Source organism: Micromonospora sp. NPDC049204, from assembly GCF_040647935.1.
Classification (GTDB): domain Bacteria; phylum Actinomycetota; class Actinomycetes; order Mycobacteriales; family Micromonosporaceae; genus Micromonospora.
Genome location: NZ_JBEZDC010000001.1, coordinates 263,748 through 284,761, shown reverse-complemented (window position 1 = coordinate 284,761; position 21,014 = coordinate 263,748). Strand labels below are relative to the sequence as shown.

The following is a 21,014-nucleotide window of genomic DNA, read 5'->3' as shown; positions in this document are numbered from 1 at the left end:
CGCTAGCGGGGCAGCTTGCGCAGGATGTCGACGACGAATCGGTGGTCCTCCAGCTGGGGAAGCCCGGACACGCCGACCCAGCCCACCACGCCGGTGCCGCGTACGCGCAGCGGCACCGCACCGCCGGCCGCCGCGTACCGGGAGGCCGGCAGACCGAACTTCTCGGTAAGCGTCACCTGCTTGTCGTGGCACAACCGCGCCATGTACAGCGACGAGTGCTCGAACCGCATCACCACCCGGCCCTTGCGGCGCAACCACCCGTCGTTGTCCGCCGTCGACCCGGGCAGGCCACAGTGGAACAGCTGGCGACCGGCCCGCCACACCCCCACCGAGACCGGCAACCGCTGGTCCCGGGCGGCGGCGACGGCGAGCTGCCCCAGCTCGTACGCGTCGGTCTCGGACAGACCCGCGAGCTCCAGCTCGGCCTCCTCGCGGAGCAGCTCGTCGAGCGTCGGCCACGATTCACGATCGGCTGTCATGACTCTCCTTCTCGTCGCACCGGGTGGTCACCAGGCGCAGGGCGCGTAGTCCTTCAGGAAACAGCCGTACAGGTCCTCACCCAGCTCGCCACGGACGATCGGGTCGTACACCCGGGCCGCGCCGTCCACCAGGTCCAACGGGGCGTGGAAGCCCTCGTCGGCCAGCCGCATCTTCGTCGGGTGCGGGCGTTCGTCGGTGATCCAGCCGGTGTCGACGCTCGTCATCAGGATGCCGTCGGTCAGCATCTCCTGCGCGCTGGTACGGGTCAGCATGTTCAGCGCGGCCTTGGCCATGTTGGTGTGCGGGTGTCCCGGCCCCTTGTAGCCGCGGCCGAACTGGCCCTCCATCGCCGACACGTTCACCACGTACTTACGCCGGGCCGACGCGGCCGCCATCACCGGGCGCAACCGGCTGACCAGCACGAACGGCGCGGTGACGTTGCACAGTTGCACTTCGAGCAGCTCCACCGGGTCCACCTCCTGCACCCGCTGGACCCAGCTGTTGACCGAGTCGAGGTCGGGCACGAGACCCCCGGCGTCGATGGCCGTGGACGCGGCGATCCGCTCCGGCGAGGCGGAGCCGCTGGTGAGTGCCAGCGCGGTGAGCGCGTGCGGGGTGAGCGCCGTCGACTGTGGCCCGGCGGTCAGGCTGCCCACCGGGCCGCCCGGACCGTCCGGCTTGGCGAACGTGATCAGCTCCGGCAGCGGGCCGTCCGGCAGGGCCGCGGCCTCGGCGGCGATGAGTTGCGCGTACGCCCCGGGGGACCGGCGGACGGTCTGCGCCGCGTTGTTGATCAGGATGTCGAGGGGACCCTGGCTGCTGACGTCGTCGGCGAGGGCGATCACCTGGGCGGGGTCGCGCAGGTCGATGCCGACGATGCGCAGCCGGTGCAGCCAGTCCCCGCTGTCGGGCATGGCGGCGAACCGGCGCACCGCGTCGTGCGGGAACCGGGTGGTCACCGTCGTGTGCGCGCCGTCGCGCAGCAGCCGCAGCGCGATGTACATGCCGATCTTCGCCCGGCCGCCGGTGAGCAGCGCGCGCCGGCCGGTCAGGTCGGTACGGGCGTCGCGGCGCTCCCGGTTGAGCGCGGCGCAGGACGGGCAGAGCTGGTGGTAGAAGGCGTCCACCTCGCGGTAGCGCTGCTTGCACACGTAGCAGCCGCGGGCGTTGTGCAGGAAACCCGCCGTCTCGCCCGCGGCGGAGGACGCGAGCGGGATGCCCTGGGTCTCGTCGTCGATCCGCCCCGGGGCGCCGGTGGCGGTGGCCTCCGTCACCGCGCGGTCGGCGGCGAGGATGGCGTCGCGCCGCTCCTCCCGCCGCCGCTGCTTGATCACCTTGTAGAGCCGGGCGGTGGCCCGCTGCACCCGCACCACGTCCGGGTGGTCGGAGGGCAGCTCCTCCAACGCCTCGAAGACGCTGAGGCAGGCCTCCAGCCGGCTTCGGTCAATGCCCTCTTGACCGTTTTCGGTAATGTTGTCCACCGTCATGCGTCTGTGTCTCGTCCCGTATCCCGTGCCGGCTCCAGCCGGTCCACCCCAAGTCCGACCCGAAACGGTACGCGCCTTGCGGCATTCGACGCACCTCGCGGCTGCCCGGCGTGGTGCGCCTCGCTGCCCGGCGTGGTGCGCCTCGCGGCGCGGTCAGTCCGCGTCGACGTGGCCGAGCCGCCAGTAGCCCATGAAGGCCACCGCCCGCCGGTCCAGACCCCGCTCGGCGACCAGGTGCCGGCGCAGGTGACGGATCACGCCCGCCTCCCCGGCCAGCCACGCGTAGAGCGGAGCGGAGGCCACCTCCTCGGGCACCTCCCAGAGGATCTCGGTGTCCAGGTTCACGTCCGGCACGGGCTGGGCGGCCGACGAGGCGTCGGGGGCCAGCAGCTCCCCGGCCGCGGCGACGACGGCGGGCACCAACCGGCTGCCGTACCCGTCGGTGGCCCGGGCCAGCCAGCGCACCTCGATGCCGGGGGGCGTCACCAGCGGCAACACGTCGGCGGCGTCGGGCACCTCCAGCACGACAGTGCCCCGGGCGTCGAGGGGTAGCCGCTCGCAGATGCCGCTGATCGCCGGCACGGCGGTCTCGTCCCCGGCCAGCAGCAGGGCGCCGCCGGTCGACTGTCGAAACTCGACCCCGCCGTGGTTTCCGTCGAAGCCGGCGTCCGGCCCGACCAGGGCGATCTCGTCGCCGACGCTGGCCCGCCGAGCCCAGCGCGTCGCCGGGCCACTGTCGCCGTGCAGCACCAGGTCGACGTCGACCTCGGCCAGGTGCGGTCGGACCGCCCGCACGGTGTAGGTACGGATCGGGTTGCGCAGGTGGTCCGGCAGCGCCCGCCAGGTGGCGTACCAGTCCGCGCCGTCCGGCAGGCTCGCCCGGCGCTGACCGGGCAGCGGCAGCGCCAGTTTGATCCGCTGGTCGTAACCGTTGTCCGCGAACCGGTCGAGGTCCGCCCCGGTGAAGGTCACCCGGGTGAAGGACGGGCTGAGTCGGCGTACCGCGCGGACGCTGACGGTGAACACGCGCCAGGGCGCGATGGGCAGGGTCTCGGTCATGGTGCCTCTCCGGGCTCGGGCCGGCATCTACCGGGGGTTGTTCGCCACGGCGCGGGAGCGCCACAGCAGCCAGACGAAGTACGGGGCGCCGATCATGGCGGTGACCAGGCCGGCGGGGACCTGGGCCGGAGCGATGACCGTCCGGCCGAGGGTGTCGGCGACGCTGACCAGCGCCGCGCCGAGCAGGGCGGCCACCGGGAGCACCCGGGAGTGCCGCCCGCCGACGAGCGCCCGCGCGGCGTGCGGGGCGACCAGGCCGACGAAGCCGATGACCCCGACGGCCGAGACCGCGGTGGAGGTGAGCAGCGCCGCCGCGCCGAGCGCGACCAGCCGGGTACGTTCCAGCCGGACGCCCAGCACCCGGGGGGTGTCGTCGTCCAGCGCCAGCAGGTCGAGTTCGCGACGGGCGGCGACCACGGCCGGGGTGAGCACCAGCAGGGCGATCAGCACCGGCAGCACCTGGGTGGGCGTCCGGCCGTAGGTGGAGCCGGACAGCCAGGTCAACGCCTTCCCGGTGTTCCACGGGTCGAAGGCGACGACCAGGTAGGTGATGACCGCCATCCCGCCCTGCCAGGCGCCGAACCCGATCAGCACCAGCCGGTCGGAGCTCAGCCCGCCGCGCCAGGCCAGGCCGTAGACCAGGGCGAACGCCAGCATCGCGCCGAGCCCGGCGACGCCGGAGACGGCCCACACCCCGGCCAGCGGCACGAAGGTGAGCAGGGAGATGGCCCCCAGGCCGGCGCCGGCGGTGATGCCGAGGATGCCCGGTTCGGCCAGCGGGTTGCGGCAGACCGCCTGGACGGTGGTGCCGGCCACCGCGAGCGCCGCGCCGGCCAGGACCGCCGCGGCGACGCGCGGCCACCGCTGGTCCAGCACGAAGGTGTACGCCGGCCCGGTGCTGCCGTTGACCCAGTTGACGACGTCACCCAGCAGCACCCAGGTGTCACCGGCCAGCATGCCGACCGCCACGGCGGAGACGGTCACCACGGCGGCGACGGCGACGACGCCGCGGTGGAACGCGGCGGAGCGGACGGCCGCGTGCCCGCCGGGTGGGCGGTGGGTGGGGCCCGCGTCGCGGTGCCGGCGGGCCAGCCAGATGAGGATCGCCGCGCCGAACAGGGTGGTGACGACACCGGTGGGGATGTCGACTCCGGCCTGCCCGCCCATGACGGCGCGCAGCAGTACGTCGGAGCCGAGCACGATGACGACGCCGGCGATGCCGGACAGCGGCAGCAGGATGCGGTGCCGGTGCACCCCCGGCACCACGGGGGCGAGCAGCCGGACGATCACCGGGGCGCACAGGCCGACGAAGCCGACCGGACCGGTGAGGGTGACGGCCGCGGCGGACAGCAGCACAGCGAGGACCATGACGGTGAGCCGGGTACGCCGCACGTCGAGCCCGAGCACGGTGGCGGTGTCGTCGCCGAGGGCGAGGATGTCGAGGCGGTGCCCGAGCAGCATCAGCACGACGATGGCGCCGACGATCACCGGCGCCAGTTGGGTCAGCGCGGTCAGGTCGCTCTGCACCAGCGAGCCGTTGCCCCACGCGAACAGGCCGATGGTGGCCTGCTCGAAGAGGAGCAGCAGCAGGGTGGTCACCGACCCGAGCGCCAGGGCCGTCGCCGAGCCGGCGAGGATGAGCCGGGTGGTGCCGGCCTGCCCGCCGGAGGACATCGCCATCACCAGGCCGGCGGCGGCCAACCCTCCGCAGAAGGCGAGGCCGCCGGCGGGCAGCGCGGGCAGCGAGACGCCGAACGCGGCCACCGACACGATCGCCAGGTGTGCGCCCGCGTTGACCGCGAGGGTGTCGGGCGAGGCGAGTGGATTGCGGGCGATCGACTGCAACGCGGCACCGGCGAAGCCGAGCGCGACGCCGATGGCCAGCCCCGCGAGCAGTCGGGGCAGCCGGGCGGCGATCAGGACGCGGGCCGTCTCGTCGTCGGCGCCGGTCGCGAGCCGCAGCAGATCCAGGGCGCCGACGTTCGAGGTGCCCTGGGTGAGGTGCACCGCGCCGACCACGAGCAGCAGCAGGGTCGCGGCGACGAAGACGACGGCGACGCGGGGCGCGGCCGGGCGGCCGTCCGGAGCCGGCCGGGTGGCCGGCTCCGGACGTGGGGGTGCGCTGAGCACGCTCACACCGCGTACGTCTTGACGAGTTCGTCGATGTACTGCTTGCCGGACAGCGGTCCGCCGAAGGTCCAGATGCCGTTGGGCATCTTGTGCAGGTTGCCCTGCCGGACGAAGGGCAGCGCCTTCCAGATGGCGTTGCCGGCGAGACCGTTGGCGAACACGTCGTCGCCGTCGGATGCGCTGTAGAAGAAGCGCAGGTTGGGATCCTTGAGCACCGTCATGCCTTCGACGTCGGTCTGGCCGAGGCCCCACACCTCGTCGGTCTTGCCGGTCCACGCGTTGGTGAGACCGAGCTGGATGCCGATCTGGGAGACGAGCGCGCCCTTGCCGAACATCCGGATGCTGACGGTGCTGCCCTCCTTCCAGCCGTCGGCGATGGCGAACGGCCGGCCGGCGGCGCCCGCGTCGGCGATCTTCTTCTTGCCGTCGGCGATGGCCGCGTCGAAGTCGGTGAGCAGCTTCTCCGCCGCGGTGGTCTTGCCGACGGCCTTGGCGATCATGGTGAGGTCGGTGCGCATCCGGCCGAGGTTGTCGGTGGCGTCACTGCCCTTGGCGACCACGACGGGGGCGTACTTCTCCAGCTGACTGATCAGGTTGGCGCCCCGGTCGTCCTCCATCACGATGAGGTCGGGTTGGAGGGCGACGATCGAGTCGACGCTGGGCTCACCGCGAGTGCCGACGTCCTTGACGCTCGGGTCGAGCTTCGCGGCGGTGACCCAGGTGCCGTACCCCTTCGGGTCGGCGACGCCGACGGGCATGACGCCGAGGCTGACCAGCATCTCGACCTCGCCCCACTCCAGCCCGACGACCTTGGTCGCCGGGGCCTTGAGGGTGATCTCCTTGCCGCGGCTGTCGGTGAGGGTGACCGGGCCGCCGGCCGCCGAGGAGGAGGTCTCGGGGGCCGCGGCCTTCTCGGTGGTGCCGCAGGCGCCGAGCGTCAGCGCGGCCACGACGGCGAGGAGGGCGGTGAAACGGGTACGGGTCATGACGGTCTTTCTCTGCTGAGGATGAGGGGTGTTCAGACCAGGGCGCGGATCGGGTGCCGCCCGACCGGGCGGGTGGTGACCAGTCCGCTGACCGGATCGGTGGTCACCTCGATGCGGATCCCGTAGGTCTCGGTGAGGGCGTCCTCGGTGAAGACCGTGGCCGGGGTGCCGGTGGCGCGCACCCGGCCCTGGTGCAACAGGACGATCTCGTCCGCCACGGCGGCTGCCTGGTTGAGGTCGTGCAGCACGACGCCGACGGCGACGTCGTGGTCGTTCGCGAGGTCCCGGACCAGGTCGAGGATCTCCACCTGGTAACGCAGGTCGAGGAACGTGGTGGGCTCGTCGAGAAGCAGCACCGGGGTGTCCTGGGCCAGGCAGGTGGCCAGCCACACGCGCTGCAACTCGCCTCCGGAGAGTTCGTCCACGGGGCGATCGGCCATCGTCGCGACGCCGGTGACGTCCATGGCGCGGGCGATCGCGGCGGGACCGTGCGGGTCCTCCGCCCGCCAGCGCCCCCGGTAGGGGTGGCGGCCGTACCCGACGACGTCGCGGACGGTGACACCGCTGGGCACCGGCCTGCTCTGGGCCAGCAGGGTGACCCGACGAGCGAACTCGCGGGCCGGGAGGCTGGCGGCCGTGACGCCGTCGGCGAGGTGCACGGTTCCGGCCTCGATCGGGTGTAGCCGGGCCAGCGCCCGCAGCAGCGTGGACTTCCCGCTGCCGTTGGGCCCCACCAGTGCGGTCACGGCGCCCGCGCGGAGGTTGATCACGGCACCGTGCACCACCGGCACACCGTGGTAGCCCAGACGGAGGTCGACGCCGGACAGGCTGCGACCCCCGTTGGCCGACGCCAACTCGTTCTGCATGAGGTTAGGCTAACCTAACCTCGTTGTGGCCTGTCAAGCCGGTCGCGCTCCCGTCGACAGCCGGGCGGACCGGTGGTCGTCGGTCCCGTGGGCGCGTGAGGGATGCTGGGTCCGTGCACATCGCGACCCTCGGCCCACTCGCCGTCGACGGCCGGCCCGTTCGGGGTGAACGGCTCGTGGCGGTGCTCCGCGCGCTCGTCGACGCGCGTGGGCGAGCGGTCTCCGTGAACCTGCTCGTGGACGCCGTCTGGGACGGCACGCCACCCGACGACGCGACAGGCGCCGTCCAGGCGCTCGTGTCCCGGGTTCGTCGTCTCGGGCTGCCCGTGGTCGCGGTGCCGGGCGGATACCGGCTGCCCGCCGAGGAGATCACCGTCGACGCGGTCGAGGCGCGCGCGCTCGTCGACCGTGCGCGGACCGTGTTCCACTGTGGCGACGTCCGGTCCGCCCGCGGCCTGGCCGATCAGGCGCGTGCCCTGTTCCCCGAGGTCCCGGAGCTGGTCACCAGCGAGGACACGCGCCTGTTCGCGGATGTCACGGCGCTGCGCGCGCAGGCGGCACTCGCCGGTGTGGGTTCGTTCGACGAGGTCGACCTGGGCCGGCTCGTCGCGCGTACGCCCCCGGACGAGCCGTCGGCAGCCCTGCTCGTCCGGGTGCTCGCCGCCCAGGGGCGGGAGGCGGAGGCGCTGGAGGTGGTCGAGCGGCTGCGCGCCGAGCTGGCCGACCGGTACGGCACCGACCCGTCGCCCGTGATCACGAGCGTCCACCTCGCGTTGCTGCGCGGTGAACTCACCGCAGCGCCCGTCGCGGCGCCGCCCCGGCAACCGGCGCGGATCACGCTGCCCACCGCGTGGCGTCGTCCCATGGCCGCCCTGGTCGGGCGGGAGCGGGACCTGATGGCCGTCACCGACGCGCTCGCCGAGACACCTGTCGTGACGATCGTGGCGACCGGCGGGGCGGGCAAGACCCGGCTCGCCGCCGAGGTGGCGAGACGCGCCGCCGCGGCCGGGCGCTCGGTGCGCGTCATCGAACTCGCTGGCCTGCGCTCGCCCGACGAGGTGCTGCCCACGGTGCTCGCCGCGCTCGGCGGTGCGGACACCACGGCGACCGGCGGCAATCTGGGTCTGGAGCGGCGGGTGCTCAACCCCGAGGAGCGGCTGCGCGCGGTGGCGCCGGACCTGGACGGGCTGGTGGTGCTGGACAACTGCGAGCACGTGCTCGACGCGGTGGCGGCCGTCGTCGCGGACCTCGTCGCGGTGACGTCCCCCGAGGTCGCGGTGCTCGCGACGAGCCGCGCCCCACTGGGCCTGGTCGGCGAGGTGGTGCACCGGCTGACCGCGTTGCCGGACAGCGACGCGCTCGCGCTCGTCGAGTCCCGGGCCCGGGCTGGTGGCGCCGTGCCGACCTGGGACGCCGAGCGGGTGCTGGCCCTGTGTCACCGCCTCGACAACCTGCCGCTGGCACTCGAGTTGGCCGCCGCGCGACTGCGGCACATGCCGATCGACGACGTGCTCGCCGGCCTGACCGACCGGTTCGCGCTGCTCGACGACGCCCTGCGCGGCCTGCCGGAGCGGCACGCGAGCCTGTGGGCGTTGGTCGACTGGAGCAGGGAACTGCTCGCCGCCGCCGACCGCCACCTGCTCCAGCGGGTCGCGGTCATCCCCGCGCCGTTCACCGCGGACCTCGCCGCCGCCGTCGCGCAGACCCCGGACGTCCGTCGCGGCCTGGCGACCCTCGTCGAACAGTCCCTGCTGACCCTGGTCGAGGGGGACGGTCCGCCGCGCTACCGGATGCTCGAAACGGTCCGTGAGTACGGCGAGGCCCGGCTGGACGCGGCAGGTGACCGGGACCAGGCGATGGCCGGCCTGGTCAGCTGGGCACGGGAGCAGGCCGTCGCACTGGCCGGCCACTTCATCGGCCCCGGCCAGGTCGATGCACTGCACCGGTGCGCCGCCGAGCAGGACAACCTGGTCGCGGGCCTGCGGTGGGCGATGGGAGCGGACGACGAGCCCGCCGCCGTCGACGTCGCCACCGCGCTGTTCCACCTCTGGTCGGTGCGGGGCCTGCACCTGGAGGTGCTGGCCTGGGCGCGCGGGCTGCTGCACATCGACGACCCGCAGCGACGGACGCGCTCGGCGATCCTGCGTGGCACGGCCAGCGGCCGGCCGCTGCCCAACGCCGAGCGGCTGGCCTGGATGTGCGTGGTGATCAGCGTCAACGCCGGCGTCAGCGCCGACCTGCGGCCCGCCGTGCTCGCCCGCCGGGCGCTGCGGACGCTGCTGGCCGAACGTCCCGCCGAGGTGTCGTCGCGACTGACCGCCCTCGCGTCGGCGCTGCCCGGCTTCGACGCGTCCGATGTGGAGCAGAGCCTGAAGAGCGCGACCGAGATGGTCGCGCACCCGGACCCGTACGTGCAGGGGCTCGGGCTGTTCGCGCGCGCGGCGGTACGGGAGAACGGCGGCCTGCCGGAGGCGTCGATCGGCGACGCCGAGCAGGCGTACCACCGCTTCGAGGCCGCCGGCGACCACTGGGGCATGGCGATGGCGGCCGGTGCCGTCGGGCAGTTCCTCGTCCCGAGCGGGGATGCCCGTTCGGCCGAGTGGCTGACCCGCAGCGTGCACCACATGGAGTTGGTCGGCGCCACGCAGGACGCGCGGTCGATCCGGGTCCGGCTGGACGTGCAGCTGGCCCTGACCGGCGACGCGGACGCGGAGCGGCGACTGGGCGAGACGGCCGCGCTGGGTCAGGCCGAGCAGATCGACGCCGCGCAGGCGTTGCTCGGCCTGGCGCATCTCGCCTGGCAGCGCGAGCGGTACGACGAGACGCTCGCCCACGCCGACGAGGTGATGCGCGTCCTCGCCGGCTGGGTCGGGCCGCAGCCGCAGCCGCGCGTGATGCTCCGGGCCACGGCGGCGATCATCTACCTGCGGGTGGCCCAGGCCGGGCGGGTGTCGGGCGCCGACGTCACCGTCCAGGCGGCCGCGATGCTGTCGCTCGCCCGCGACGACGCGCTGACCTCGCGGGACCTGCCGGTGATCGGGGCGTGGGCGTCGGGCGGCGCGGAACTCGCGGCGTACCGGGGTGACGCCGACACCGCCCGCGAACTGGCCGTGCTCGCGAAGCGGATCGGCACCCAGATCGAGATGTTCTTCCCCTTTGAGAACGGCGAACGGCTCAACGCCATCCTCGGGAACGAGGAGCAGCGTGAGCCGTTGCTGGCCGCGTGGCGCGAGCGGCCACCCGTCGCGGCCGTCAACCGGATCCGCGAGCTGATGGACGACCTGCTCGCGTAGGTCAGATCTTCTTGCGGTACGCGCGCAGCGCCAGCGGCATGAACACCGCCACGAAGCCGGCGCACCAGGCGAGCGTCCACCAGACGTGGTTGCCGAGTGGGGTGCCGAGGAACAGTCCGCGTACCGATGCCACCAGGTGGGTCATCGGGTTGACGTCCACGAACGCCTGCATCCAGCCGGGCAGGGTGTCCGCGCCGACGAACACGTTCGACGCGAAGCTCAGCGGCATGATCAGCGCGAACATCACGCCCTGCACGGCACCCGCGGTCCGCACCTTCATCGACACCAGCACCGGCAGCCAGCTCAGGCAGAGCGCGAACAGCACCGCGAGCAGGCACCCGGCGACCGCCCGGAACAGGTCGGTCTCGATCCGGAAACCCATCACGTAACCGATCGCGAGAGTCGACACCGTGACGATGACGTACCGGACGACATCGCCGAGAACCGCCCCGACGAGTGGTGCGGAGCGGGGGATCGGCAACGACCGGAACCTGTCGAAGATGCCCTTGGCGATGTCGGTGTTCAGGTTGACGCCGATCGCGATGGCGCCGGTGGCGATGGTCTGCGCCAGGATGCCGGGCAGCAGGAACTGCAGGTAGTCGTGGGTCGATCCGGCGACCGCGCCACCGAAGACGTACACGAAGATGATGAGGAACAGCACCGGTTGCAGGGTGACGTCGATGAGCGCTTCGGGCGTACGCCAGGTCTTGATCAGGCTGCGTTTGGCGAGCGCCAACGAGTGCCGGACCAGCCGGAACGGCCGCGGGTTCGGGGCCGTCGTCGACAGTGCGCGGCTCTTCGTGGGTGCCGTGTCGATCAGAGTGCTCATGCCGCGACCTCCGTGGGGCGGGTGGTGTCGTCGTCGGATGCCGTACGCCCGGTGAGGGTGAAGAACACCTCGTCGAGGCTCGGCAGGTGCAGGGAGAGTTCGGTGACCGCGATGCCGGCGGCGGCGAACCGCGCGACGCTCTCGGTCAGGGCCGCGTCGTCGCTGACCGGCACCGCGAGCACGCCCTTCCGGATCTCGTCGGCGGTCGCGCCGGAGCCGACCTGGGTCAGGATCTCCGCAGTACGGGGCAGGTGCGCCGCGTCGGTCGGCCGGACCTCGAGGGTCTGCCCGCCGACCACCCGCTTGAGCCCGTCCGGCGTGTCGTGGGCGATGACCCGGCCGTGGTCGATCACCGTGATCGCGTCGGCGAGCGCGTCGGCCTCCTCCAGGTACTGCGTGGTGAGCAGCACCGTCGAGCCGTTGCCGACAAGCGAGCGGACCACGTTCCACATGTCCTCGCGCTTGGCCGGGTCGAGTCCGGTGGTCGGCTCGTCCAGGAAGATCACGTCGGGGGAGCCGACGAGGCTGGCGGCCAGGTCCAGTCGTCTCCGCATGCCGCCGGAGTAGGTCTTCGCCGGGCGGTTCGCGGCGTCGGTCAGGTCGAACCAGTCGAGCAGTTCGGCGGCCCGCCGCCGGGCACCGGTGCGCCCCAGTTCCAGCAGGGTGCCGAACAGCTCCAGGTTCTGCCGCCCGGTCAGGTCCTCGTCGACCGAGGCGTACTGGCCGGTGAGGCCGATGCTCTGCCGAACGCGCTCGGCGTCCCGTACCACGTCGAAACCACCGATTCGGGCGGTTCCGCCGTCCGGGGCCAGCAGGGTGGAGAGGATGCGTACGGCGGTGGTCTTGCCGGCGCCGTTGGGGCCGAGCACCCCGAGCACCGTCCCGCGGGGAACCGCGAGGTCCACGCCCTGTAGCGCCCTCGTCTTCCCGAACGTCTTCACGAGGCCCTCGGCCTCGATCACCAGGTCAGCTGTCATGCGCCCAGCCTGCACGGCTCGGCTGACACCGCCCCGACACGCCACCGACACCGGCTGACACCGGCTGACACCGGCGGTTCCGGCCCCGGCGCGGTGATCGACTCGACTTCCCGAAAGACGCGGTATCCACCCGCCCGCGACACCGCGACTTCGAGAAGACCGAGTCGATCAAGCCGCGTGCGCACGCACCAGGTCAGGTCGCCGGACCGTCCGTGTTCCGGATCATCTGCCGGAGCACCTTCAGGGCCGTCACGTAGTCGGCGTCGGCGATCCCCTGGTGGATGCGGGCACGGATCGCCGGAGCGTGCTGCTTGAGGTCGAGGCGAGCCGCCTCGCCCGCGTCGGTGATCCAGAGTCGCTGCTGGTCGTCGCGCGTGAGCCAACCCCGATCCAGCAGAACGCCGGCCTCGGCCTCCAGATCGTCCTCGGACCTCAGGTAGGTGCTCATCGCCATCTCGAGTTCCGGAATGGTCATGCCGTGACCGTCCGGCGAGATGTCGTTGCCGGACAGGTTGCGAAGCAACCAGAACTGGGGCTGGGTGAAACCGAACTCGGCGTGCCGGGCCCGCGTGAAGGCGATGAGTGCCTCGTAGGCCACGCCGGTCCAGTACGCGGCGGGCTGGGTCGCGAGTTCGACGTCGGACAGGGGCTGGGTTGCCACGGGTGGCCTCCTGGGAGTGCTCGACTGAACGCGACCCTAGAACCTCAAGTCAGGACGAGGTCAATGCGGCGACCCGGCCGTTCCCGTACACGAGCGCTACGGCGTAGGTTGCGGAAGTGACAAGAAGTGAGCGAATCGCGGACCAGTTGGACCGGCACTGGCAGAAGAACCTGCGGCCCCGGCTGGACGGTCTTGCCGACGAGGAGTACTTCTGGGAGCCGGTGCGCGGCTGCTGGAGCATCCGTCCACGTGGCACGTCGTCCGCGCCGATGTCGACAGGTCCAGGGGAGTGGACGATGGACTCCGCGTCCCCCGACCCGGTGCCCGCGCCGGTGACCACCATTGCCTGGCGGCTGGCGCACATCATCGTCTCCTGCCTGGCCTACCGGGTCGAATGGCACTTCGACGGCCAGGAGGCCGACTCGCTCGCCTACGCGGGGACCGCCGACGAGGCGCTGAAACAGCTCGACGAGATGTACGGAAGATGGGACGCGGGGGTCCGCGAGCTCTCGGACGGTGACCTGGAGAACCCGCCCACCGCGGGTCCCGAACGGTTCCCCATGGAGGGCATCGTCCTGCACGTCAACAGGGAGCTGATCCATCACGGCGCCGAGATTTCCCTGCTACGCGACCTCTACCGCTGGCAGGACGGAGCGTGACGCTCCGCTGGGCGATTGTCTACGGGTAAAGGAGGGCCCGATGGGCCGCACGGTGTTGAGCATGAGCGTGTCGTTGGACGGCTTCGCCGCCGGCCCTGACGTCACCCGCGAACAACCGATGGGCAGGGGCGGCGAGCGGCTGCACGAGTGGCTGTTCCAGGCTGACGGGGATCGTGCTGTGGCCGCAGACGGCGTCACCCCGGTCGGGGTCGACGCCGCGCAGGTACGAGAGCGTCATGCCACGACCGGCGCCGTGGTGATCGGCAAACGGACGTTCGACGTCGGTGTGGACCTGTGGGAGGACACCCCGTTCCCGGTGCCGTGCTTCGTGGTCACTCGCGAGTCACGCGACCCGTTGCGGATGAAGAGCGACGTCTTCACGTTCGTCGACGACGGACTCCACAGCACGCTGCGCCAGGCGCGACAGGCAGCGGGCGACCGGAACGTCCTCATCATGGGTGGACCCACCACCGGACGAGAGTTCGTCAAGGCCGGGCTGGTGGACGAGATCCACCTCCAACTCGTACCGGTGTTGCTCGGTGCCGGCACACGCCTGTTCGACCACCTCGGCACCGACCACATCGAACTCCTACGCACCGCGGTGATCGAATCGCCACACGTCACGCACCTGCGTTTCCACGTCCCGAGGTGACCGCTCGGCGTCGGCCGGCCGCAGGGTGGACTCGACGTCCGCCGTGCAGACCGGCCGGCGCTCGGACGGCCGCGCCGATTGTCGAAGTCGGGATATGCTGGCGGCGGCAGAGCGCCTGCCCGTGCCCGATGTGGTGGCCCACGCCCGACCGCATGCTTGGGGCCAAGAGTCTCCGACTCCGCGCCGCTGTGTCGACTCCCGGCGTGCCAGTCACGCCGCCTGCTCGGTGGAGTGCGTGGGGCTGCACCGGAGGCATCATGTCCGATCACCAACCACGGCGGACCCCAACCCCGGGCCGTGCCCGCAAGCGCGCCATCCGGGAACACGCCGCCCAGGCCGGTGTCGCCTACTCGGTGGCTGCCCGTCACCTTGCGTCGGTGGGTCTGCGCCCCGGCGAAACCCTCGCCACGTACGGGCGGACGATCTATCCGATCGGGTTCGACCCGCATCGCCAACTGCTCGTCGAACGCCGTGAGCGGCGGTCGTTGGAAGAGCGGGTGTCGGACACCCGGCTGGGCGCCACCCTGCCGCATGGTCGCGCGCAGCACCTCGCCGAGCGCTTCCCGCCCAGCCGTGGGCGGACGGGCAGTGGGGTGGGATCGCTCTACCACGGCGAGGGCCGGGTGGAACTGCTCGCGATGCTGTACATCGTGATCGCGGCCGAGTCGCCGGGGCTGCTGCCCGAGGTGGGGGACCTCGCCTGGATCGCGGAGCTGGGCGAGGACACCGCGCTCGACACGGCCTGCGCCGAAGTGGATCGCGAGGCCCGCCGGCTACTCGATCGGGAGCCCCTGGCGCTCTGGCCGATCATCGAGGCGGCGCTGACCGTCTGCGAACACAGCACGGACTGGCAGGTCCGCCAGGAGGCGATCCGGCAGGGCGCGCTCCTCCGCACGATGATGACGCCGCGGGTCGGGTACGCCGGTGAGCCGTACGTGCCGGGGCTGCCCGTCGCCGGTGTCCGGCAGGTCCTCGACGCGCTGCTCATCGTCGCCGACGACGGACACGCGCCGGGCACCCGGGTACGCCTGCGCAGGTCGCCGGACGGCGCGGGGTTGGCCACGATCATCGGGGCCACGTGGGGGTCGTCGGGTCCGCCGGTGGGTTATCTCGTGTGGCCCGACGCGGCGACGGCACCGCTGGCGGCCCGCGCCGACGACCTGATCGTCCTGCCCGACCAGGAGTCGATGCCTCGCTGAGTGGGTGATCGAATCGATTTCCGCGACCACGCGGTATCCAGATGGCCGCGACACCTCGACATCAAGGAAACCGAGTCGATCAAGCGCCCACGAGGCGGCCCGCTGCTGCGGCCTCGGCGCGGGCCGGCCGGGCTCCCACTCGGGGAGCCCGGCCGGTGCGGTCGAGGCCGTCCTAGCGCTGTCCGCTACGCAGCGGGGGGAGGTGCTGCGGCGGAACAGCTACGGACGGCGCGACCGCTCTCCGCGCGGTGTCCGCCTGCTCAGCTCGGCAGGCGACCCCGCGTGGAGACGAAGTGGTACGACATGGCGGCGAACCCGGGGTCGCGCAGCAGCCGCCGGAAGGCGTTCAGTTGCTGGGGCGACAGCCCCGCCGCCAGCAGATCCGGCTCCAGTTGGCGGGAGTTGGTCTCGTAGAGCGACGTGCCGGTCGACCCGCCGGCCCAGCTCTGCGAGTGGGTGATGGTGTCCACGTCGGTCAGCCCGGCGAGGGCCATCTCGGTGTGCACGTCCTGCGCCCAGCCCAGGTCGGCGCCGTGGTCCTCCAGGACACCCATCATGGCGTCCATCACCTGAGCGAAGAGCTTCGCGGCGTCGTCACTGGGCGCGGTCAGCACCCGTTGTGGCGCGGTGCAGTCGAACTCCTCGACCACCAGCCACCCGCCGGGCGCGAGCGCGCCGGTGAGCGTGCGCAGGACCCGTCGTCGATCGGGGAGGTGCAGCAGCACCAGCCGGGCGTGGATCAGGTCGAACGCGTCCCCGGGCGGCGGTTCGGTGCGTACGTCGTGCCGGCGTACGTGCAGGTTGCCCTCCGCCGTGAGGTGCGTGGGGTCGATGTCGGTGGCCAGCACGTGGCCCTGGTCGCCGGTCGCGCGGGCGATCCGCCGGGCCATCGAGCCGCCACCCGCCCCGACCTCCCAGCAGGTCGCGCCCGGTCGCAGCACCGGGCTGGCCAGTCGACGTGTCGTGATCGGGTCCAGGAAGGACTCCAGCGCGTGCATCTGGGGAACGGCGTCGGGTGCGCCGTTGTCGAACGTGTACGCGCCATCGCTCGTCGCGGTTGTCATGGGTGTCTACCTCTCCGAGAAGGGTGACTACGGGGTGTCGGCCCAGAGCCGAGGGGCCGCTCGGTTGGGTGGGGGTGCCGGGGCGGCGGCGACGCTCAACATCGCCGCGAGCGGCGCCGGGTCGGCGCGAGCCTCGGCCGTCGGCCGGTCGTAGACCACCCGGCCGTACTCCAGCACCGCCACCCGGTCGGCGAGCTCGATCGCGTACTGGAGTTGCTGCTCCACGAGCAGCACGGTCAGACCGTCGGCGGCGAGACCGTTGACGAGCTCGCGGACCCGCGCCGCCAGATCGGGCGAGAGACCCTCACACGGTTCGTCGAGCAGCAGCACCCGTGGTTGTCCGAGGAGAGCCCGGGCTATCGCCAGCATCTGCTGCTCGCCGCCGGAGAGTTCGCAGCCACGGTGTCGCAGCCGCACCGCCAACCTCGGCAACAGTTCGAGGGTCCGGGCCACCGTCCAGCCCTCGCCACCGGGGGCGGCGGCCCGCCACGGCGCGGCCGCCAGGTGCAGGTGCTCGGCCACGGTCAACCGAGAGAAGACCCGTCGGCCCTGCGGGACGAGGCCGACGCCGGACTGGGCGATGCGATGCGGTTGTCGGCCGGCGACGTGCACGCCTCCGATCTCGACGCGACCGCTGGAGGCACGTACCAGCCCGGCGATCGTGTGCACGAGCGTGCTCTTGCCCGCACCGTTGCGGCCCACCACGGCCTGGATGCTGCCCGGGCGCACCCGCAGGCTGACCTCGTGCAGCACCATCCCTCCGGCGTAGCCGGCACACAGCCGATCCACCGACAACATCAGGCCACCCCGTCGGCGTAGGCCTGCCGCACCAGCGGCGAGGTACGGATCTCGTCCGGCGTCCCGGCGGCCAACGTGCGACCGTCGCGCAGCACGGTCACCGTGTCCGACAGGGCGTACACCAGGTCGAGTCGATGTTCGACGAGTAACACGGCGACCGCGCGGGGCAGTGCCTGGAGCAGCTCGACGAGCCGGCCGACCTCGACGGCGGACAGCCCGGCCGCCGGTTCGTCCAGCAACAGCAGGCGGGGGCGACCGGCAAGGGCCATCGCGATCTCCAACTGGCGTCGTTGCCCGTGGGCGAGGTGCCCGGCGGGCACCGCCGCGACATCGGCGAGGCCCATCTGGTCCAGCAGTGGACCGGCCCGGTGTTGAGCGTCGCGCCGGCGTCCGCCCGGCCACCACCTGCGCTGAGGGATGACCCGCGGCAGCGCGGCCACCACCACGTTCTCCGTCGCGGTGAGCGTCGCGAAGACCGCGGGGCGTTGGTGGATGCGGTTGATGCCCCGCCGCGCCCGGGTCGCCGGGCCGAGCCGGCCGATGTCCCGCCCGTCGAACCGCACCGTGCCGCGCTGCGGTTTCGTGGACCCGCCGATCACGTTGAGCAGGGTCGTCTTACCGGCTCCGTTCGGGCCGATCAGCGCGTGTCGCTGGCCGTCGTGCACGCACAGGTCCACGCCGTCGAGCGCGGCGAGCGAGCCGTACCGCACGCTGACCTCCTGGGCGTCGAGCAGGTTGGTCATCGGCGCAGCTCCCCGACGGTGGCCTGTTCCTGGGCGACGGACGGGTCCGGCTGGGGTGCCGGGGCGTCCGTCGGGCGCAGCCTGCCCCGGGCCCGGTTGACGCCGCTGGGCAGCAGGTAGACCGTTGCCACGAACAGCACCCCCAGCACCAGCGGCGCGTGGCCGGGCAGCACCCCGAACAACCAGTCCCGGGCCGCGATGACCAGCACCGCGCCGACCAGGGCGCCACCGACCGAGGCGGTGCCACCGATGACGACACCGAGCAGCAGCAGCGCGGACGTGTCGAAGCCGAAGTCGGCGGGGGAGATGTACTGCTGGGCGACGACCAGGAGCGAGCCGGCCGCACCGGCGATCGCCCCGGCGGCGACGTGCGCGCCGGACACGTAGAGCGGCACCCGGTGCCCGCTGGCCCGCAGCCGCGTCTCGTCGTCCCGCGCGGCGCGCAGCAGCAACCCGGCGCGGGTCCGCAGCAGCACCAGCACCGCGCCGACAAGCGTGGAGACGACGACCAGCGCGTACAGGTAACGCGCCTGGTCGCTGGCGAGCGGCGGGAGCCCCCAGAACGGGCGGACCGCCGCGATGCCGGCCAGCCCGTCCGTGCCACCGGTCACCGACCGCCACCGGCCGAGGACGGTGACGGCGAGTTCACCGATGGCGAGCGTGATCATCAGGACGATCACCCCCCGGGCGTGCACGACGAGGGGAACGGTGAGCGCGGCCAGCACCGCCCCGGCGGCCGCCGCGACGGCGACCTGCACGACGCCGACGTCGGAGATCCGGCTGCCGACCACGGCGCAGGCGTAGGCGCCCGCCGCGTACGGCGCGGTCTGGCCGAGGGTGGGCATGCCGGCGAGGCCGGTGAGCAGGGCCACGCTCACCCCGACCAGGGCCAACGCCAGCGTCCGGGCGAGGATCGCCGTGGTGTAGTCGTCGACCACCCAGGGCGCCACGACCAGGACGAGCGCCGCGACGGCGCCGCGCGCCCGCCGAACCACCGCGTCCCTCATGCCGCCCTCCAGTTCGCGGCCAGGCCTCGGGCCCGCACCGCCAGCACCGCCGCCATGGCGGTGAACAGCAGGAACGGCGCGGCGGACGGCAGCAGCGCCACTCCCAGCGTCTGGATCTCGCCGATCGCGAGCGCCGCCAGCAGGGTGCCCCCCATCGACCCGAGACCACCGAGGACGACGACCACCAGGGACAGCAGCAGCACGGTGTCGGCGGTGTCCGTGCCGGGGCCGATGATCGGCGCGCCCAGGACCCCGGCCGCGCCGGCCAGCGCGCCGGCGGCGGCGAGCACACCGGTGCGGATCCGCGCGGGACTCACGCCCAGGCAGGCGACCATCTCCGGGTCGTCGACGGCCGCGCGGACCAGCATCCCGGCCCGGGTGCGCCGGACCACCAGGTAGAGCGCGGCGGCGAGCACCGCCGCGACGACGATGAAGACCAGCCGGTACGCGGCGTAGCGGTGCCCGGCGAGAACCACCGACCCCTCCAGGACGGCCGGCACCTGGACCCGCGGATCGTCGGGGCCGAAGCCGGCGACGAGCAGGCTGCCGCCGGCCAGTGCCACCCCGAACGTCAGCAGCGCCTGACCCAGGTGGTTGCCGGTGGCGACCGGGGTGAGCAGCCCGGCCACCAGCGCACCCGCCGCGGTGGCGGCCAGCACACCGACCACCAACGCCAACGCCAGGCTGGCCCAGCCACCGTCGAGCAGCGCCGCGGCGGTGTAGCCGCCGATCGCGTAGAGCAGGCCGTGCGCCAGGTTGAGGATGTTGGCGACGCCGAAGCAGAAGACCAGACCCGACGCGGCGACGAACACGAGCAGCCCGTAGGCGACCCCGTCCAGCGCCGGGATCAGGTACGGGTCGATCCGGTTCAGGCCGGCCGCCACCGCGGTCACCGGCCGACGGTCGCGAGGTCACCCACGACGGTGTTGGACAGCGCCCGGCCGTCCTGGCGGACCTGCCGCAGGTACCACTTCTGCACCGGGGAGTGCGTGGTGGTGGAGAACTGCCAGGTGCCACGCGGGCTGGCGATCTGGCCGAGCTGGCCGATGGCCGTGTTGATGGCCTCCGGGGTCGGGTTGCTCCCGGCGGCGCCGATCGCCCGGTCCAGCACCGCCGCCGCGTCGTACGAGGCGAGCGCGTAGGTGGTCGGTGAGCCGTCGTGCTTGGCCTTCCACGCCGCCACGAAGGCGCGGTTCTCCGCGTTGTCCAGGTCGGGCGAGTAGTTGAGCACCGAGAAGATGTCCCGCGCGGCCTCGCCCTGCGCGTTGAGCACGCCGCCCTCGGTGAGGAACCCGGCCGCGTACAACGGGACGTCCTTGATCTCGGACTGCGCGTACTGCTTGACGAAGTCGACGGCGGCGCTGCCGGCGTAGAACGTGTAGACGGCCGCGGCACCGGAGGCCTTGATGCGGGCGAAGTACGGGGTGAAGTTGGTGGTGGCCGGGAAAGGGGTGAAGGTGGTCTTGCCGTCGTCGTTGGCGAGCTTCCCGCCGATCTTTCCGAACGCGTCGGTGAACCCGCGCAGCTCGTCCCAGCCGCCCTGGTAGTCCGGGCCGATCGCGTACACCGAGCCCTGCACGTTGTCGCGGACGTGCTGGGCGATCGCCGCCCCGGGCTCGTCGGAGAGGTACGAGGTGTGCCAGACCCGGGAGACGTCCTTGAGTTCCGGTCGCCCGTTGGAGCCGACAAGCGGCACCTTGGTCTCGTCGAGCAGCGGGGTGACTCCGGCGACCGAGCCGCCACCGACGATGCCGGTGAGCGCGGACACCCGGTCCTGCTTGAGCAGCTTCGTCGCTGCCGGCACCGCGGTCTGGGCGCCGTTGCCCTCGTCGGCGACGACGAGGTCGACCCGTCGACCGCCGAGTTTGCCGTCGTGGGTGTCCAGGTAGAGCTGGAAGCCGTCGCGGATCTCCGTACCGACCGCCTGGTACGTCCCGGACAGCGACGCGAGCAGGCCGATCTTTATCGAGCCGCTGGCGCTCGTGCCCGGCGCGTCGTCGCCGCAGGCCGTGTTGGCGGTCAGGACGACCGCGAGCAGCGTCGCGGCCAGGGCATGGCTGCGCCGAAAGGTGGTGTGAGGCATGTCTTCTCCAGGGGAAGTGGGTCTCCGGCGTGGGGGCGCCG

Annotated in this window: 19 protein-coding genes; 4 read left to right on the top strand and 15 right to left on the bottom strand. The window is 72.6% G+C overall.

Annotated elements, in window-relative coordinates; translation table 11 throughout:
- Positions 1 to 2: 2 nt before the first annotated feature.
- The 6 genes from AB0A90_RS01395 to AB0A90_RS01370 form a co-directional block, all read right to left on the bottom strand.
- Positions 3 to 479, bottom strand: a complete 477-nt coding sequence (locus AB0A90_RS01395) for a heme-degrading domain-containing protein (RefSeq protein ID WP_357239770.1) — start codon at positions 477 to 479, stop codon at positions 3 to 5.
- A gap of 27 nt (positions 480 to 506) precedes the next feature.
- Positions 507 to 1,967: an SDR family NAD(P)-dependent oxidoreductase gene (locus tag AB0A90_RS01390; RefSeq protein WP_357239768.1), complete on the bottom strand. Its 1,461-nt coding sequence runs from the start codon at positions 1,965 to 1,967 to the stop codon at positions 507 to 509.
- 153 nt (positions 1,968 to 2,120) lie between these two features.
- Positions 2,121 to 3,026, bottom strand: coding sequence for a siderophore-interacting protein (locus tag AB0A90_RS01385; protein ID WP_357239765.1), 906 nt, complete (start codon positions 3,024 to 3,026; stop codon positions 2,121 to 2,123).
- Between the two features lie 27 nt (positions 3,027 to 3,053).
- Entirely contained in the window at positions 3,054 to 5,156 is a 2,103-nt protein-coding gene (locus AB0A90_RS01380) for an iron ABC transporter permease (protein WP_357239762.1), read from the bottom strand.
- Positions 5,157 to 5,158: 2 nt separating this feature from the next.
- The gene (locus AB0A90_RS01375) at positions 5,159 to 6,142 is read right to left on the bottom strand and encodes an iron-siderophore ABC transporter substrate-binding protein (protein ID WP_357239759.1); all 984 of its coding nucleotides are present in this window, start codon (positions 6,140 to 6,142) and stop codon (positions 5,159 to 5,161) included.
- 32 nt (positions 6,143 to 6,174) lie between these two features.
- Positions 6,175 to 7,008: an ABC transporter ATP-binding protein gene (locus tag AB0A90_RS01370; protein ID WP_357239756.1), complete on the bottom strand. Its 834-nt coding sequence runs from the start codon at positions 7,006 to 7,008 to the stop codon at positions 6,175 to 6,177.
- A gap of 113 nt (positions 7,009 to 7,121) precedes the next feature.
- Between AB0A90_RS01370 and AB0A90_RS01365 the strand changes: the two genes are divergently transcribed.
- Positions 7,122 to 10,301: a BTAD domain-containing putative transcriptional regulator gene (locus AB0A90_RS01365; RefSeq protein WP_357239753.1), complete on the top strand. Its 3,180-nt coding sequence runs from the start codon at positions 7,122 to 7,124 to the stop codon at positions 10,299 to 10,301.
- 1 nt (position 10,302) lies between these two features.
- Here AB0A90_RS01365 and AB0A90_RS01360 read toward each other — a convergent pair whose 3' ends face one another.
- From AB0A90_RS01360 to AB0A90_RS01350, 3 genes are all read right to left on the bottom strand, one after another.
- Positions 10,303 to 11,130 carry an ABC transporter permease gene (locus AB0A90_RS01360; RefSeq protein ID WP_357239750.1) on the bottom strand — a complete coding sequence of 276 codons (828 nt, stop codon included), beginning with the start codon at positions 11,128 to 11,130 and terminating at the stop codon, positions 10,303 to 10,305.
- On the bottom strand, positions 11,127 to 12,107 hold the full coding sequence (locus AB0A90_RS01355) for an ATP-binding cassette domain-containing protein (RefSeq protein ID WP_357239746.1): 981 nt from the start codon (positions 12,105 to 12,107) through the stop codon (positions 11,127 to 11,129). The genes AB0A90_RS01360 and AB0A90_RS01355 overlap by 4 nt, the downstream gene beginning before the upstream one ends.
- A 193-nt stretch (positions 12,108 to 12,300) precedes the next feature.
- Positions 12,301 to 12,768 (bottom strand): MarR family winged helix-turn-helix transcriptional regulator, encoded by a 468-nt coding sequence (locus AB0A90_RS01350; protein ID WP_357239743.1) that lies wholly within the window; start codon positions 12,766 to 12,768, stop codon positions 12,301 to 12,303.
- A 116-nt stretch (positions 12,769 to 12,884) separates the two neighbouring features.
- Between AB0A90_RS01350 and AB0A90_RS01345 the strand changes: the two genes are divergently transcribed.
- The 3 genes from AB0A90_RS01345 to AB0A90_RS01335 all read left to right on the top strand — a co-directional run bounded on the left by AB0A90_RS01345 (position 12,885) and on the right by AB0A90_RS01335 (position 15,278).
- A complete protein-coding gene (locus AB0A90_RS01345) occupies positions 12,885 to 13,427 on the top strand; it encodes a DinB family protein (RefSeq protein WP_357239740.1) in 543 nt (180 codons plus the stop codon).
- 40 nt (positions 13,428 to 13,467) lie between these two features.
- The gene (locus AB0A90_RS01340; protein ID WP_357239737.1) at positions 13,468 to 14,079 is read left to right on the top strand and encodes a dihydrofolate reductase family protein; all 612 of its coding nucleotides are present in this window, start codon (positions 13,468 to 13,470) and stop codon (positions 14,077 to 14,079) included.
- Positions 14,080 to 14,336: 257 nt separating this feature from the next.
- The gene (locus tag AB0A90_RS01335; RefSeq protein WP_357239735.1) at positions 14,337 to 15,278 is read left to right on the top strand and encodes a hypothetical protein; all 942 of its coding nucleotides are present in this window, start codon (positions 14,337 to 14,339) and stop codon (positions 15,276 to 15,278) included.
- A gap of 260 nt (positions 15,279 to 15,538) precedes the next feature.
- Here the strand turns inward: AB0A90_RS01335 and AB0A90_RS01330 are convergent, their stop codons facing one another.
- From AB0A90_RS01330 to AB0A90_RS01305, 6 genes are read right to left on the bottom strand one after another with little or no spacing between them, the layout of a single operon-like run.
- Positions 15,539 to 16,342 (bottom strand): methyltransferase domain-containing protein, encoded by an 804-nt coding sequence (locus AB0A90_RS01330; RefSeq protein WP_357239732.1) that lies wholly within the window; start codon positions 16,340 to 16,342, stop codon positions 15,539 to 15,541.
- A gap of 27 nt (positions 16,343 to 16,369) precedes the next feature.
- Complete coding sequence (locus tag AB0A90_RS01325; RefSeq protein WP_357239729.1) at positions 16,370 to 17,140, bottom strand: ABC transporter ATP-binding protein; 771 nt, start codon at positions 17,138 to 17,140, stop codon at positions 16,370 to 16,372.
- Positions 17,140 to 17,883, bottom strand: coding sequence for an ABC transporter ATP-binding protein (locus tag AB0A90_RS01320; RefSeq protein ID WP_357239726.1), 744 nt, complete (start codon positions 17,881 to 17,883; stop codon positions 17,140 to 17,142). The genes AB0A90_RS01325 and AB0A90_RS01320 overlap by 1 nt, the downstream gene beginning before the upstream one ends.
- Positions 17,880 to 18,890: a branched-chain amino acid ABC transporter permease gene (locus tag AB0A90_RS01315; protein ID WP_357239723.1), complete on the bottom strand. Its 1,011-nt coding sequence runs from the start codon at positions 18,888 to 18,890 to the stop codon at positions 17,880 to 17,882. Before AB0A90_RS01315 ends, AB0A90_RS01320 begins: the two co-directional genes overlap by 4 nt.
- Positions 18,887 to 19,783 (bottom strand): branched-chain amino acid ABC transporter permease, encoded by an 897-nt coding sequence (locus AB0A90_RS01310; protein ID WP_357239720.1) that lies wholly within the window; start codon positions 19,781 to 19,783, stop codon positions 18,887 to 18,889. The genes AB0A90_RS01315 and AB0A90_RS01310 overlap by 4 nt, the downstream gene beginning before the upstream one ends.
- Entirely contained in the window at positions 19,780 to 20,973 is a 1,194-nt protein-coding gene (locus tag AB0A90_RS01305) for an ABC transporter substrate-binding protein (RefSeq protein ID WP_357239717.1), read from the bottom strand. Before AB0A90_RS01305 ends, AB0A90_RS01310 begins: the two co-directional genes overlap by 4 nt.
- Between the last annotated feature and the right edge of the window lie 41 nt (positions 20,974 to 21,014).